The following is a 14,703-nucleotide window of genomic DNA, read 5'->3' as shown; positions in this document are numbered from 1 at the left end:
ATCGCGCTCAATATTTAGAACCAATCCTCAAAGCTAATATAGAATTAATTCTTGGTCGAGATGACTACTACAGTGAAAAGATAGATTCTGCTATTTTTCATTATCAAGTAAGTTTAAATTTATGGAAAAATGAAGTTAGAGAGCAATGTTATATAGATAGAACCAAGTCCTCTGGTATGTCAATCGTTAGCAACAGATTTATTTTGGAAAAACAAGGAATTATTATATATAATATAGCCTTATGTTACTATCTGAAATCTACTCAAAATTCTCTACCTAATTTTCCAGAGTTAGAACAAGCAAAACTGAAACTTCAAGAATCAAAACAGTTATTTGAAAAAGTTAATTCTTTTAGTTTAGTAGCTCAAGTTATTACAACACTAGAGCAAGTTATAGAAAAGAAAAAAGCTTGGGAAGAATTAGAATTTATTGCTATAGAAGGGTTAAAAATACATCAAGAATATGGAAATGATTTACAAGTAGCACAAGATTATGGTTTTCTTGCAGAAGTAGCTCTACAAAAATCTAATTGGGAAGAGGCACTACAGCTATCTGAAAAAGCACTTAATACTTTATTTTATGCAACTGATATAACATTACCGACAGAAAAAAATAGATACTTATGTTTACTAGCAAGAAGCCTCAAAAAACTACATCGCCAAAAAGAAGCTATTGAATATCTAGAAATAGCTGAAGTTACAGAAAGAAATGCAATTAAAAATAGTTTAAAAACTCAAAAAGTTAGAGACCCTAAAATTTATTTAGAGATTTTAACAGAATTGCGATCGCTTTATTATGACCAAAGAAAATATCTACAGGCTTTTCGCCTCAAAAAAACACAGAAGCAAATTGGTCATCAATATGGATTGATAGCTTTTATTGGTGCATCTCAATTACAGCCACAAAAACAAGTTTATATTAAAGAATCACTAGATTATTATCAAAATTTACCGGAAGAAATAACCGCTTCTAGTCGCCAAAAAGATATTAATCATCTGCTAGAAAGAATTAGCCGAGATGACCACAAATTAACTATTATTCATGGCCCTTCTGGTGTTGGTAAAAGTTCTCTAGTGAAAGCTGGGTTAGTACCAGCCTTAAACAATATCAGTATTTCAGCAAGAGATACGATACCAGTAGTAGTGCAAGCATATACTGACTGGCTAGAAATATTAGCAAATGCTTTACAAAAAGCTTTACATAACAAAAGAAAATTTCGACAGGATCAAAATCCGATCAAACCGCAAATAAATTATTCAGAAAATGCAACATCAAAGACTTCAATCAAGCCCGATCTAGCAACGGAAAAAATTACTCCATATTTACGTTACATTACAGATAAATTTAAAGCTATAGAATCATCTATTTTACAAAGTTTAAAAAACAATGCAGAGAGGAATTTATTAACAGTAATAATATTCGATCAATTTGAAGAATTTTTTTTTATTAGCAATACAACTGAAGAGAGAGAAGCATTCTATACATTTATGAGAGATTGTCTCAATCTGCCCTTTGTAAAAATAATTTTATCCATGAGAGAAGATTATTTACATTATTTATTAGAATGTGACTTTATTAATTATCTAGACGCTATTAACAATAATATTTTAGATAAACAAATTCGTTATCATTTAAGAGATTTTTCTAGAGAAGATGCTTACACTGTTATAGAATGTTTGACAAAAAGAGCTAAATTTAATTTAGAACCTAAGTTAATTGATGTAATTGTTGATGGTTTAGCAGATGAAAGAGACAAGATTCGTCCGATTGAATTGCAAGTAGTAGGAAGTCAACTACAAGAAGAAAAACCTCCCATTAAAACCTTAGATCGATTCCAGAAAAAATTTGGCATTAATCCACAAGATGCTAAAGAAAAATTAATCAAAAAATTTTTGGAGCAAGTAATCGTAGATTGTGGGAAGGAAAATGAAGAAACTACTATGCAAATTTTATTTGCGTTGACTAATGATAATTTAACCAGGGCTAGTAGAACTAAAACAGAATTATTAGAAAGAATTGAACAATTTACCAAACAAAATTTGCTATCTACCTCTAATAATAATTTAGATAAGACCGCCAAAAATCAACTTAACTTTACTGAAAATAAAGGATTTAATCTACCAGAATTAATTTTAGAAATTTTAATAGATTCAGGGTTATTATTTGTCAGAAAAGAACCACACGAAAAACACTATCAGCTAGTCCATGATTATTTAGTAAAACCAATCCGTCAAAGATTCAATTTAGAAGAGAGATTACTCCAAGCCGAAGTTGAAATTAAACAAGCAGAAATAGCTAAAAAACAGGCAGAAAATGAAAAAACAATTAGTCAAGTTCAACTAAATATTGCCTTAAAACGACAACTAGCAGTAGCAATTGTGGGAATTATCTCAATGTCACTGTCAACCATCGCCACACTAGGTTTTTGGCAGAGAACAATATTTCAAAAACAGGTAGCAGATGCTCAAAGATATCGAGCAGATATTAATAGTATGACTGCTGTTTCAGAAGCATTATTTTTCTCAGATTATAAATTTGATGCTCTGATAGAAGGTCTCAGAGCAGGTGAAAAATGGACAAATATCAAACAATCATTAGGTGAAAATCACCTACCAAATGATACAGAATATCGCATTGCAGCTTCCCTACAGCAAGCAGTTTATGGAGTCAAAGAGTATAATCATCTAGAAGGGCATGGTGATGTAGTTTGGAGTGTAACTTTTCAGCCTGAAGGTAATTTAATTGCTTCTGCTAGTGTAGATAAAACTATTAAGTTATGGACGCACGATGGTAAATTAGAAAAAACATTAAAAGGTCATACAGATAGTGTCAGCAGAATTAGCTTTAGCTCAGATGGGAAATATCTAGCTTCTGCTTCCCATGACCGCACAGTAAAAATATGGGATCTTCAGCAAGCAGAAATTAAACCTTTGAGTCTGAAAAGTCATAGGGATCAAGTCACAGCAGTCAGCTTTAGTTCAGATGGTAAAATATTAGTATCAGGTTCCCAAGACAAAACGATCAAAATTTGGAGCAAAACAGGAGCATTACTCAGAACAATTAAAACCAAAGCAGTTGTCAATTGGGTTAGCTTTAGCCCAGATGGGCGGGTTGTTGCAGCTGCTAATGCAAATGGCACTGTCAAACTATGGAACCTCAGAGGCAGACTATTGGCAACTTTAAGACATAGAAATGGCAAGAATAATCATGCAGTGTATAGTGTCAATTTTTCTCCTGATGGTCGCAGGATAGTCACAGGAGGTGGGGATCAAACAGTTAAAATTTGGCGTCTTTCTAGAAACAGAGTTATTCTGGAAACTAAACTTGTTGGCCATAAGCAAGAAGTTCTCAGTGCTAACTTTTCCCCTGATGGTCAAATAATAGCTTCCTCTAGTTCAGATAATACCATCAAAATTTGGAACTTAGATGGAAGTTTATTGAAGACTTTTGCAGGTCATGGAGACAAAGTTACTGAAGTTAGTTTTAGCCCCAATGGTCAGACATTGGCTTCAGCAAGTTATGACAAAACTATTAAATTGTGGAGTCTCAAAAACAGTTCTCTCAGTATTCTACGAGGACATCAACACAGAGTTTTGGGTGTGACTTTCAATGAAGATGGTAATATCTTAGCTTCTGCATCTCAAGATAACACGATTAAACTATGGAGTCCTACAGGTAAGTTACTCAAGACTCTTCAGGGACATACAGATAGAGTCGCAAGTGTAAATTTTAGTCCTGATGGTGAAATTCTTGCTTCTGGTAGTTATGACAATACAGTAAGATTGTGGTATCTTAACTATCCACAGAAAATCTGGAATTCTGAATTACTTGATTATTCCAGGTATTGGCAACCACACGGAGAAGTAGAGGAGTGGGGGAGTAGGGGAGTAGGGGAGATTGGATGTTTTGTGAAAGCAGGTAATTTTTGCCTAGTTCCCCTGAGCAAAATTCTTTCCTTTTTTCCCAATAAATTTAGCCTCCTGCCACAGTTCAATTTTTCTACAAATCAGTATTTTGAAGAAGTAAAGTATAGCAGTTTGGCTAAAATTACCCCAGTAGGGACGTTGCATGCAACGTCCGTACAAGCAGAATTGTTAACTAGACTACAATGTTGTTCAAAGGATACTAGAAATATTTGTCTTGATTGGAATTGGAATGTAAATTATCATTCTGTTTATCCTATCTCTAAGAATATTAATCTTATCGGGCATAATGATAGTGTAATGAGTGTCAGTTTTAGTCCTAACAATCAAATTATTGCTTCTGCTAGTAAAGATAAAACAGTCAAGTTGTGGAACCGCAAAGGTAAATTACTCAAAACTTTAGTTGGTCATAAAAAATGGGTCAATAGTGTTAGTTTTAGTCCTGATGGCAAAATGCTTGCTTCTGCTAGTGATGATGGTACAGTGAAACTCTGGAGTATAGATGGTAAGCTGCTCAGAACTATTCCTGCTCACGATAATTGGGTGTTGGGGGTAAGTTTTAGTCCTGATGGTAAGGCGATCGCTACGGCTAGTTATGATAATATGGTCAAACTCTGGAGTGTAGATGGTGAGTTGTTGAAAACTTTTTTAAAAGGTTCTAGTGATAGTGTTACCAGTGTTAGTTTTAGTCCTGATGGTCAGGTAATTGCTTCATCTAGTTATGATGGTAAAGTGAAATTATGGGGTCTTAATGATGGGAATTTATTGAAAACTTTGAGCGGTCATGGTGATAGTGTGATGAGTGTTAGTTTTAGTCCTGATGGTAAATTTTTAGCTTCCGGTAGCAGAGATAATACTGTTATTTTGTGGAATTTGGCATTGGATGATTTGTTAGAGAAAGGTTGTAATTGGGTGAGTGATTATTTACATACTAATCCCAATGTTTCTGATAGCGATCGTCAGCTTTGTCAAGTCAAAAGTTAAAAGTTAAAAGTTATAATTACCTCTTTTATAAATGTTTGCTACTAATATCTGTTATACCAATTTTATAAATGTTTACTACAAATACTGGAACTATTTCTAGTAGCCAATAGTCAGTAGCCAGTAGTCAGCTAGATTGAACTGTTATTATCATTTTTGACCATGAAATAATTCTCCAAGTGCTAAATATATATCTGACTTTAACCATTTTTGTTGACCAAACTATTCGTAACATTCTTTTTTCATGCATGGTATTATGTTATGTCCGGTTGAACAGTGATAAATAAATAACTACGGAGGAGTCAGGAGTCATGAGGAAAGAAAGAAGAAGGAATAGGAAGAATAGGAGAAGAAGAAGAAAGTTTTTTTTATAACTAATTATCCAGACACGATATTATACCAATTAAAAAAAAGAATGTTACAAATAGTTTCAACTTTTAGATGTGAAATAATTTCTGTAAATTACTGTAGTGTTAAAGTGTTGAATCAATAAAATATTACTTTTAACTTTTGACTTTTGACTTCAGTGAAACAGTATTCCCTATAAAAAGCTAAATGAATGATAATAATAACCAGATATTGCCAGTATTGCCAGAAATGAATTCTCTTTGGCAGGAAACATTAAATTGGCAACCAACAGCAGAACAACAGCAACAATTTCAGCAACTTTATCAGTTGATTATTATCGGCAATAAAAAGTTAAATTTAACTAGAATTACTAGCCCAGAAGATTTTTGGGAAAAGCATTTTTGGGATTCCCTCCGAGGCATTAAATTTATCTTAGAAAATCAGATAAACTCACAAGAAGAAAAAAAGGTTATTGATATTGGAACTGGTGCAGGTTTTCCAGGATTACCAGTTGCTATTACTTTACCTCAATATACTGTTACGTTACTAGATTCAACACGCAAAAAAATTAATTTTATTGAAACTATTTTAGCAGACTTAGCTATTAAAAATTGTTTGACTTTAACTAACAGAATTGAACAAATTGGTCGGGTATTTAAACACAGAGAAATTTACGATTTTGCTCTTTTAAGAGCTGTTGCTCCTACAATAGTTTGTGCTGAATATGCTTTACCAATCTTAAAAATAGGTGGTATGGCAATTTTATATCGGGGAAATTTTACAACTGATGAACGGGCTAATTTACGAGAAGTTGTCAAAATTTTGGGAGGAAAAATACATACTATTGAGGAATTTAAAACTCCCTTAACTAACAGTATTCGTCATTGTATATATTTGCAAAAAGTAAATAAAAGTCCGACAAATTATCCTCGTTCAGTTGGCGTACCGACTCAAAAACCTTTGAATCATCTACATAAATCTTAAAAACAAGCTTTAATACTTTCATTTTTTGCAGGTTAAGCCTAAACCTAAAATTCCAATAGCCATAACTCGTACTTCGTCTAGAAACAGGAATTATACCTTTCAAAACCATGTTTTTCAAATTCCTTTCTAACCCTTCTTCCTCACAGGAGTGCGCATTCCCTCTCTTGGTCAGCATTCCCTCACAGGAGTCGGCGTTCCGCAAGCGAGCTGTCGGCGGCGCGGGGTCCGACCGCTTGCGTCTGACGCACCCCGCGGGTTCCGACCGCTTGCGCCTAGTGGCGGCGCGGGGTTGCACCGCTTCTGCCCTCTGCCTTCTGCCTTACCTCTTTAGAATCTTCCCAAGAAGAGTTGCGCCAGAGCAAAGAACTTGCTCAAGTTACTCTAAAATCAATTGGGGATGCTGTAATTACAACTGATGCAGAGGGTAGGATTGAAGGGTTGAACCCGATAGCAGAAAAACTCACAGGTTGGTCAATGATGGAAGCCAGAGGTTTGCCAGTGGATCGAGTATTTTCGGTGATTAAAGCAAGTACTCGCTTGCCTATAGAAAATCCATTTGAAAAAGCGATTAACTCTGGCATGACTTTTAATATAGATACAGACGCTGTACTCATTGCTAAAGATGGTAGCGAATATGCCATTGACGATTCGGTAGCACCCATTCGCAATGTGGCTGGTGAGATTATTGGAGCAGTGCTAGTATTTCGGGATGTTACCCAAGAAAGATATCTGGCAAATCAGTTATTATGGCAGGCAAGTCACGATCAATTGACAAGTTTAGTTAATCGCCATCAATTTGAGCGAGAAGTTGAGCAGTTGCTGAAATTCAGCGACCAATACCCTAATAGTCATGCTCTCTGTTATCTTGATTTAGACCAATTTAAAATTGTTAATGATACCTGTGGTCATGTAGCAGGGGATGAATTGTTACGTCAAGTTAGTAATTTGCTGGAAAGTAAAGTAGGAAAAAATGATACTTTAGCCCGTTTAGGGGGTGATGAGTTTGGCTTGTTGTTACACAATGTAAAATTAGAGACAGCAAAGCAGATAGCGAATTCACTGCGGGAAGAAATTATGAATTACCGATTTATTTGGGAGGAAAAGGTTTTTAGAATTGGAGTGAGTATTGGTTTAATCTCTATCAGCAGTAGTACTCAAGAAGATTTAGCTAGCGTGTTGAGTGCTGCTGATGCTGCTTGCTATGCTGCGAAGAATTTGGGGAGGAATCGAGTTCATGTTTATCAAGTAGATGATAATGAGTTAGTCAGACAGCGCAATCAGATTGAGTGGGCAGTGAAAATTCCTCAAGCTTTAGAGGACAATAGCTTTTGTTTGTACTATCAATCTATTATACCTTTGATAGCAACTGATTCTGTTTCGGAACATAAAGAAATATTGTTACGCTTGCGGGATAATTCTGGGAAGATTATTTCCCCGATGGCTTTTATTCCAGCAGCAGAACGCTATAATTTGATTCATCAAATCGATCGCTGGGTAGTGAGCCATGTTTTTGCATATTTAGAACAGTGTTTTCAAGAAGTAAAGAAATTTGACTGTATGTATACTATCAATCTTTCTGGAGATAGTATTAATGATGAGAAGTTTGTTGAGTTTTTATATCAGCAATTTGACTCTCATCAAATACGACCTCAAATGATTTGTTTTGAAGTGACAGAAACTTTGGCAATTGCTAATTTAAAGAAAGCGGAGATGTTTATTTGCTCTCTAAAGGAGTTAGGTTGTAAGTTTGCTTTAGATGATTTTGGTAGTGGGATGTCATCTTTTGGTTATTTAAGAAATTTGCCTGTAGATTACATCAAAATTGATGGTTCTTTTATTAAAGATATGGTGGATAATCCGATTAACTGTGAAATAGTGGAGGCTATTAATCGTATTGGTAATATGATGGGTATGGAAACAATTGCGGAGTTTGTAGAAAATGAGGCTATTTTAGCAAAGTTGCAAGACATAGGTGTTGATTATGCTCAGGGTTATGGAATTGCTAGACCAAAACCTTTAGTTAGCCAGTAGTTCAACAATTAATAATTAATAATTAACAATTACCTATCCTTGAAAAGAAGAGGATTAACGCGGTAGGAAAAATTTTTTCTTTTTTATCCTTTAAAGAAGAGGCTTTAAACCTTAATTATTCGGTCAGTAGAGTAAAAGTGCATTTCATTATTAACACTTATGACTGATTTTGAATAACAATTATATAATAATTAATTATCATCATTTTATAAGATCGGAGAAACAAAAAAACTGAGTGTAAATTGCCATAAAAAATATATCCCGCCAGAAAATTTTCTAACGAGAGATTCAACAAATTTATTAATAATAAACTTTCTGATACCAATTCACTTTAAAGATGTCACAAATATTTTCAAACCCCATATCTGAAATAATTTCCTGAAATTACTGTGGCATCAGAGTTTTAAGTCTATAAAATCTTAGTACATGACTTTTAACTGTCTTGAGTGTGTCTTACATTCTGGAGGGGCTGTGTGCGGAATTACTTCCGCACTTTATAAGCCCCGTAGGAGACCTCAGAATTACACACTCGCTTTTAACTTCTGTGAAAAGGTATGAAATTCTAGTGATGATGGCTATTTGGACAAGTTTGTAAGTCTTGACCCATCAACTCCTCACTTTTTTCCCTCTGGGTTTCATCTACAGCTTGTAAACCAACCCAATTGTTAACAACTTCTACATCAAATCCCACTTCTCTACGATCGCCCACTTGTATTAGAGGACGACGGATCAGTAATGGGTCACTCAGCATCATTGTTAGAGCAGTTTCAGCATCTATTTGTTCGGGAATTACTGCTCCAGATTTAACTTTTGGAGCAGCTTTATTAAACCACTCTACTACTGGGCGATCGCCAAAAAATAAACGCAAATTATCTTTTGTCCAAGCTTCTTTCAACAGGTTGTGAGTTTCTAATTGATGACCTGCTGCTTCTAGCAAAGTCTTTTGCTTGGTGTTGTTCTTACAACCTGGTTTTTCATAAAAAATCACCTTTGCCATTGTATTATCTCCTCAGCAGTTTTTTGGTGATTTTTTCATCTTAATCCCTACTGAAATAGCAAATTGTTACCAATCATCAAGAAATTTGATTTTCAGGTATGGTATAATTTAATATCTGATTTTTATCTCATATAAAATACTTGTCAAAAAGCTAACTTTGTTACACAAATAATTAAATTATTAATCTATTAATTTCGATAATCCAATTATATTCTTCCTTCCTTTTTCCTTTTTAATCAATTCACTTAAATTATCAGTTTATTAATTTTGATGTTCCAGTTATCTTCTTCCTTCTTTCTTATTTATCCTTCTTCCTTCTTCCTTCTTCCCTCTTCCTTCTTAATAGCCATATTTTTCATCAGTTTTCCTCTAACAAGTTTGGCAGAAACTGTAGAAAAAACTGTATTAGAAAAAATCAAACAAGGGAGGGTACTAAAAGCAGGATTTAGAAGTGATGCAGCTCCTTTTAGCTATATGAGCAATGAAACCAATCTATTAGAAGGTTATTCTGTTGAATTGGTTAAATTAATTCATCAACGTTTAGAACAAGAAATTGATATATCGATTAAATTGGAGTGGCAAGAAATATCTCTAGAAAACCGTTTTCAACTAATCCAAGATGGGAAACTAGATATTGTTTGTGCTGCTACAACTATTAATAATAAGAGAGAAAAAATAGTAGATTTTTCCATTCCTTTTTTTACTACAGGTATTCAATTCTTAGTAAGAAAAACAGATGTAGAAAGATTTGACCCCATCAGAGGTACTACTGGAAAAGTATCCATAGGATTTTTAGCAAACTCAACTACTGATGAAGAATTTCGCCCTATTTATCCCAATGCAAATTGGCAATCACTTTCTAACAGAGCTGAAGGTATTAGTCAATTAGATAATGGTAAAATTGATGCTGTTGCTAGTGATGGAATTTTATTACTAGGAGAAGTTCGGCAACAAAATAAAACTATTAGTGAGTTTGAATTAATACCTGAAATTCCTTTTACTTTTGAAAATTATGGTTGTATTTTACCATTACAAAATCCAGATTGGGATAGATTTGTTGATACTACTATTGCTAGTGATGAAAATACTCAACTTTTGCATCAGTGGTTTGATCCTGAAAAAGGTAAATTTCCTTATGAAAGCTTCAGATAATCCATAGAAGGCAGAAGGCAGAAGGCAGAAGGCAGAGGGCAGAAGGGAAGAAAAGGTTATACCATTTCTCCGTGAAGTTGCACTTAATATAAAGATGAGAATAGTTACTTTAATAAGGTCTGGGCAATAATTATTAAGCGCATTGTTACAGAGAAATAGTATTAGACCAAATTAAGCAATTATCAATTATCCATTATCAATTATCAATTATCCATTAATAATCTCCTGTTTATCTATTCTGATGGGAGTATATTTTAAAGAAAAGTTTTAATGAACATATTATGAAAATAGAGGAATTATTAAGACAGTACGCAAGAGGAGAAAGAAATTTCAGTGGTGTTTATCTACATGAAGTACACTTGCTAGAAGCTGAATTAGAAGGGGCTAATCTTTTTGAAGCAGATTTAATAGGTGCTAACCTGAGTCGGGCTAATCTTAGTCGAGTAAATTTGGCCAAAGCTAATCTCAGTCGAGCTAATCTAATTGGAGCAGATCTAAGTGGGGCAGATTTATCTGGAGCTATTCTGACAGGGGCTAAACTCAACAAAGCTGACTTAACAGGAGCAAAACTTACCAGAGCAGACTTAAGTCGTTCTAATTTTAGTCAAGTTAATATGATTAATGCTGACCTCTCAAGAGCTATCCTCTGTGAAACAGACTTGCACGGGGCCAACTTATATGGCGTGAATTTCCGACGCGCTATTCTTAATGAAGCAGACTTAATTGGAGCTAACCTTGCCAGAGCAGATATGGCAGGAGCTGATTTAATTGGAGCAAGTCTAATGAGAGCTGATTTAACAGAAGCTATTTTGAGTGCTGCGGACTTAAATGAAGCAAGTCTTTTGGGTGCTAATATTTCTAGTTTAAATATAGATGGAGCAGCTCTCCAAGGAGTCATAATGCCAGATGGCGCAAGTTATGAAGAGTTTCAAAGAAGTATCCAATATTAGTACCTAAAGCCTGACACCAATGCTAAATTGCGTGGTGCAGGCTTTCTGATGTTTTGCTCGTGATTATGTGAGCTACTAAATCAAAATATTGAATTTTAATTATTAGGAACTATTTCTACATCTGAAATATTATGAATATGATTTTTATATAGTAATCCTATTTTATTTGTGTATAAAAATCTTGCCGAATAATTAACTAATTAATAATTAAATAATTTACCCATTTTAAGCCGAAAAAAGCGGTTGAGGGATAGCGAGGTTTCCTCGCCATATCCAATCAATCAAGAGAAGAAATAATATTTCCTTATATTCAATTCCATAGCGGTTTTAACCAGAGGTAATTATCAATTATCCATTAATGAATACTTTTAGGGCACAGCGGTGCGAACCCGCGACGACACGAGTCGCAAGGGAACGCGTACCAAGAGAGGGAATAGGCGGGAGTTTCAGTTTTTTTATCTACTTTTTGATTACCCGCAACCTATTTAGGATTGCTATATTTGATTATTAATATTAATTACCTACTTAATTTTTTTCTTTTTGCTTTTATTTTTCTTACTTCTACTGAAGTTTATAATTAACCTAATCAATAAAGCTTTTATTACTCACTAAAAGCAATGACTGATAGCTGATGACTGGCCGCTGAATGCTTACAAATAAATTGATTAATAGGCGTAATAAAAATGACAAGTACTGTTTATTTAAAAGATATTGCAGCATCTTTACCAGTTTTTTTAGAAACGGAACAAAAAGAAAAAATTCTGTTTGTAATAGGTGCTTTGATGACGCGATTAATTAGTTTGAAGAAAGCTGCTGAAATTATGGGGATTGATTCTGATGAATTATTGCATACTTTAGATTTATTAGGAATTGAATTTTCTTATCTATCTTCAGAGGATGCAGAATTGGAGCGGAAGTGGTAAAATATTTGAAAATTTTTATTGATTCGTCTCCGATTATTTTTTTAGTTAGATTGCAAGTTTTAGAGTTATTTCTTAATGCTAATGATTATTTTTATTTAACTCCATCAGTTATTACTGAAATTCAGGCTAAGAATGATGAAATTAGTCAGCAGAGTGAGCTTTTATTAGGAAAAGAAAAAATTTTAGTACAGGCAACTAATTTAAAATCTCTGTTTAATAGGCTTAATGTTAGTTTGGGAATAGGCGAGTCAGAGACTATTGCTTTAGCTACAGAATTACAAGCTGATTTTATTATTTTAGATGATTTAGCTGCTAGAAAGATGGCTACTAAGTTAGGATTAAATGTTAGAGGGACTTTAGCAATTTAAAAAAAGTTAGCTCAGTCAGGAAAAATAGAAATAAGCGATAAAAACGAATTTTATCACAATCTTATTAACATTAAGTTTAGAATTTCTCGTTCTATTTTTGATAGTGTATTTTACGACTTCTAAGTTAACTATGGATAAGCATTTCCTGGGTCATGCTCCGCAAACAGCAATCAGCTTTTTGAGCATATTCAAGCAATTACTGAGGTTAGTTTATAGCCAATTTTATTAATGAATTTTAGGGTGCATCTCATATTTGCAAAAATACTTTTTTCCCATATATTTCCTGTTCCCTGTTCCCTGTTCCCTAAAAGCGATAAATTTCTGGCTTTATTCAAAATTGAGATGCACCGGAATTTTAATTCTCCTTGGTGGATAATTTCTTTCTAGTATAATAATGAGTTAATAACAAATAGCTGATAGCTGACTGGTGACTGCTTAAAAATTTTCTTCACTCTCTTCTATAACTTCACAAATCTGTTTATCTACATAATTATCATCTATATTTTTAGTTATTAATTCTGCCAAAATTCCTAAAGATATTAATTGTACGGACAGGATAATACACAAAATTCCAAATAAAAATAAAGGGCGAGTACCTATAGGTCGAATTTCCATAAACCAAAGTACAGTTAAATAACCTAAAGATGTCATTCCTATAGCACCGAATAATAATCCTAAACTTCCAAATAAATGACCTGGTTTATGTAAATAATGAGTAGTTGCTAAAACAGTTAATAGATCGAGAAAACCACGGGTATAACGTTCTAAACCATATTTAGATTTTCCCTTTTTCCGCCGATGATGTCGTACTGTTACTTCAGAAATTTTAAATCCCAAACTATGGGCTAATACTGGAATATATCTATGTAATTCTCCATAAACTTTGATACAGTCTAAAACTTCTTTTTTATAAGCTTTTAAGCCACAGTTAAAATCATGTAATTTTACACCAGTTAAAATTGATGTTACTCCATTAAATAATTTCGATGGTAATGTTTTGGAAAAGGGGTCGTTACGATGTTTTCTCCATCCAGAAACTAGATCGTATCCTGACTCTAATTTTTCCAAAAATTTAGGTACTTCTGCCGGATCATCTTGTAAATCTGCATCTAGAGTAAAGATAATATTTCCTGTAGCTTTTTTAAATCCAGCAGATAAGGCGGAAGATTTACCAAAGTTTCTTCTAAATCTAATTCCTCTGATTTTCTGGGGATGTTCTTTGATTAATTTATTAATTTCTATCCAAGATGAGTCGTTACTACCATCATCTACAAAAATTATTTCATAACTATCAATTTCAGCTAAATTTATTACATCTAAAATTCTCTCAAACAAGGGTTTGATAGTTGCTTCTTCGTTATAAACTGGGATGACAAAACTGAGGTATTTACTATTCAAGGTTCAATTCTGATTATCAAAATTATGTTGATTGGTTAAAGCTTCTGAAGTCAAAAGTCAAAAGTTGAAAGTCAAAAATTAGAATTTTATCGGCTTAAAACTTTGATTATACAGTAATTTCAGGCAGTTATTTTACATCTAAAGTTTTAAAATATTTGTGACACCTTTAAAGTTAATTGGTATTACGATTCTAGGTCCAATTCTCATTCTCAAAATTATGTTGATGGGTTAAAGCTATCCCATATTGACGATTTTTTAATTTCAAATAGTCTGTTAAAACATTGTTAGTTGAGTATTGGATATTTTATTGATTTTCTTGAGTTTTCAATGGGTAACTTTTGGCTTGAATATATCCTTTCGAGGTAGATAATTCATATTCATTTCCGAATAATTCTGCTAAATCGGTAGGAGGAAAATCTGAGATTCTAAAACTTTTGACATTGCTCTGAATAATTCTGCTACATCAGCAGGAGGAAAATCTAACATTCCAAAACTTTTGAGAATTTTTTATTGATTAAAAATAGCAAGACATTTCATTTAATTCTCAGAATCATAAAATTGAGGTATTTAAGATTTTTAGCTCTGAATAATTCGTAAGCATTCAGCCGTCAGCGCTTCAGCGCTTCAGCTATTGCTTTTAGTGAGCGA

At 33.5% G+C, this 14,703-nt stretch carries 9 protein-coding genes; 7 read left to right on the top strand and 2 right to left on the bottom strand.

The genetic code is table 11. The annotated features are described in order from the left end of the window. The 3 genes from AC3DU7_RS09270 to AC3DU7_RS09260 form a co-directional block, all read left to right on the top strand. Positions 1–4,907: WD40 domain-containing protein (locus AC3DU7_RS09270; RefSeq protein WP_488039063.1), on the top strand; the 4,907-nt coding region annotated here is incomplete at its 5' end. A 552-nt stretch (positions 4,908–5,459) separates the two neighbouring features. Next, the gene (gene rsmG / locus AC3DU7_RS09265; RefSeq protein ID WP_488039062.1) at positions 5,460–6,236 is read left to right on the top strand and encodes a 16S rRNA (guanine(527)-N(7))-methyltransferase RsmG; all 777 of its coding nucleotides are present in this window, start codon (positions 5,460–5,462) and stop codon (positions 6,234–6,236) included. 348 nt (positions 6,237–6,584) lie between these two features. Then, entirely contained in the window at positions 6,585–8,267 is a 1,683-nt protein-coding gene (locus tag AC3DU7_RS09260) for an EAL domain-containing protein (protein WP_488039061.1), read from the top strand. A gap of 562 nt (positions 8,268–8,829) precedes the next feature. Here the strand turns inward: AC3DU7_RS09260 and AC3DU7_RS09255 are convergent. Beyond that, entirely contained in the window at positions 8,830–9,264 is a 435-nt protein-coding gene (locus tag AC3DU7_RS09255) for an ArsC/Spx/MgsR family protein (protein WP_488039060.1), read from the bottom strand. A 378-nt stretch (positions 9,265–9,642) separates the two neighbouring features. On the opposite strand from AC3DU7_RS09255, the gene AC3DU7_RS09250 reads away from it, so the two are divergent. The 4 genes from AC3DU7_RS09250 to AC3DU7_RS09235 all read left to right on the top strand — a co-directional run bounded on the left by AC3DU7_RS09250 (position 9,643) and on the right by AC3DU7_RS09235 (position 12,657). Next, positions 9,643–10,416 carry an amino acid ABC transporter substrate-binding protein gene (locus AC3DU7_RS09250; RefSeq protein WP_488039059.1) on the top strand — a complete coding sequence of 258 codons (774 nt, stop codon included), beginning with the start codon at positions 9,643–9,645 and terminating at the stop codon, positions 10,414–10,416. Between the two features lie 281 nt (positions 10,417–10,697). After that, positions 10,698–11,366 (top strand): pentapeptide repeat-containing protein, encoded by a 669-nt coding sequence (locus tag AC3DU7_RS09245; protein ID WP_488039058.1) that lies wholly within the window; start codon positions 10,698–10,700, stop codon positions 11,364–11,366. A gap of 683 nt (positions 11,367–12,049) precedes the next feature. Next, positions 12,050–12,289: a hypothetical protein gene (locus AC3DU7_RS09240; protein ID WP_488039057.1), complete on the top strand. Its 240-nt coding sequence runs from the start codon at positions 12,050–12,052 to the stop codon at positions 12,287–12,289. A 5-nt stretch (positions 12,290–12,294) separates the two neighbouring features. Further along, positions 12,295–12,657 (top strand): PIN domain-containing protein, encoded by a 363-nt coding sequence (locus tag AC3DU7_RS09235; RefSeq protein WP_488039056.1) that lies wholly within the window; start codon positions 12,295–12,297, stop codon positions 12,655–12,657. A 435-nt stretch (positions 12,658–13,092) separates the two neighbouring features. Here the strand turns inward: AC3DU7_RS09235 and AC3DU7_RS09230 are convergent, their stop codons facing one another. Further along, positions 13,093–14,055: a glycosyltransferase family 2 protein gene (locus AC3DU7_RS09230; protein ID WP_488039055.1), complete on the bottom strand. Its 963-nt coding sequence runs from the start codon at positions 14,053–14,055 to the stop codon at positions 13,093–13,095. Between the last annotated feature and the right edge of the window lie 648 nt (positions 14,056–14,703).

It is taken from the genome of Okeania sp. (assembly GCF_983059655.1).
This window is presented reverse-complemented; position numbering and strand designations above follow the sequence as displayed.

Excerpts from the sequence above, each read along its gene's own strand:
- rsmG (WP_488039062.1), top strand. The coding sequence starts at position 5,460 with ATGAATGATAATAATAACCAGATATTGCCAGTATTGCCAGAAATGAAT.
- AC3DU7_RS09255 (WP_488039060.1), bottom strand. The coding sequence starts at position 9,264 with ATGGCAAAGGTGATTTTTTATGAAAAACCAGGTTGTAAGAACAACACC.
- AC3DU7_RS09245 (WP_488039058.1), top strand. The coding sequence starts at position 10,698 with ATGAAAATAGAGGAATTATTAAGACAGTACGCAAGAGGAGAAAGAAAT.
- AC3DU7_RS09240 (WP_488039057.1), top strand. The coding sequence starts at position 12,050 with ATGACAAGTACTGTTTATTTAAAAGATATTGCAGCATCTTTACCAGTT.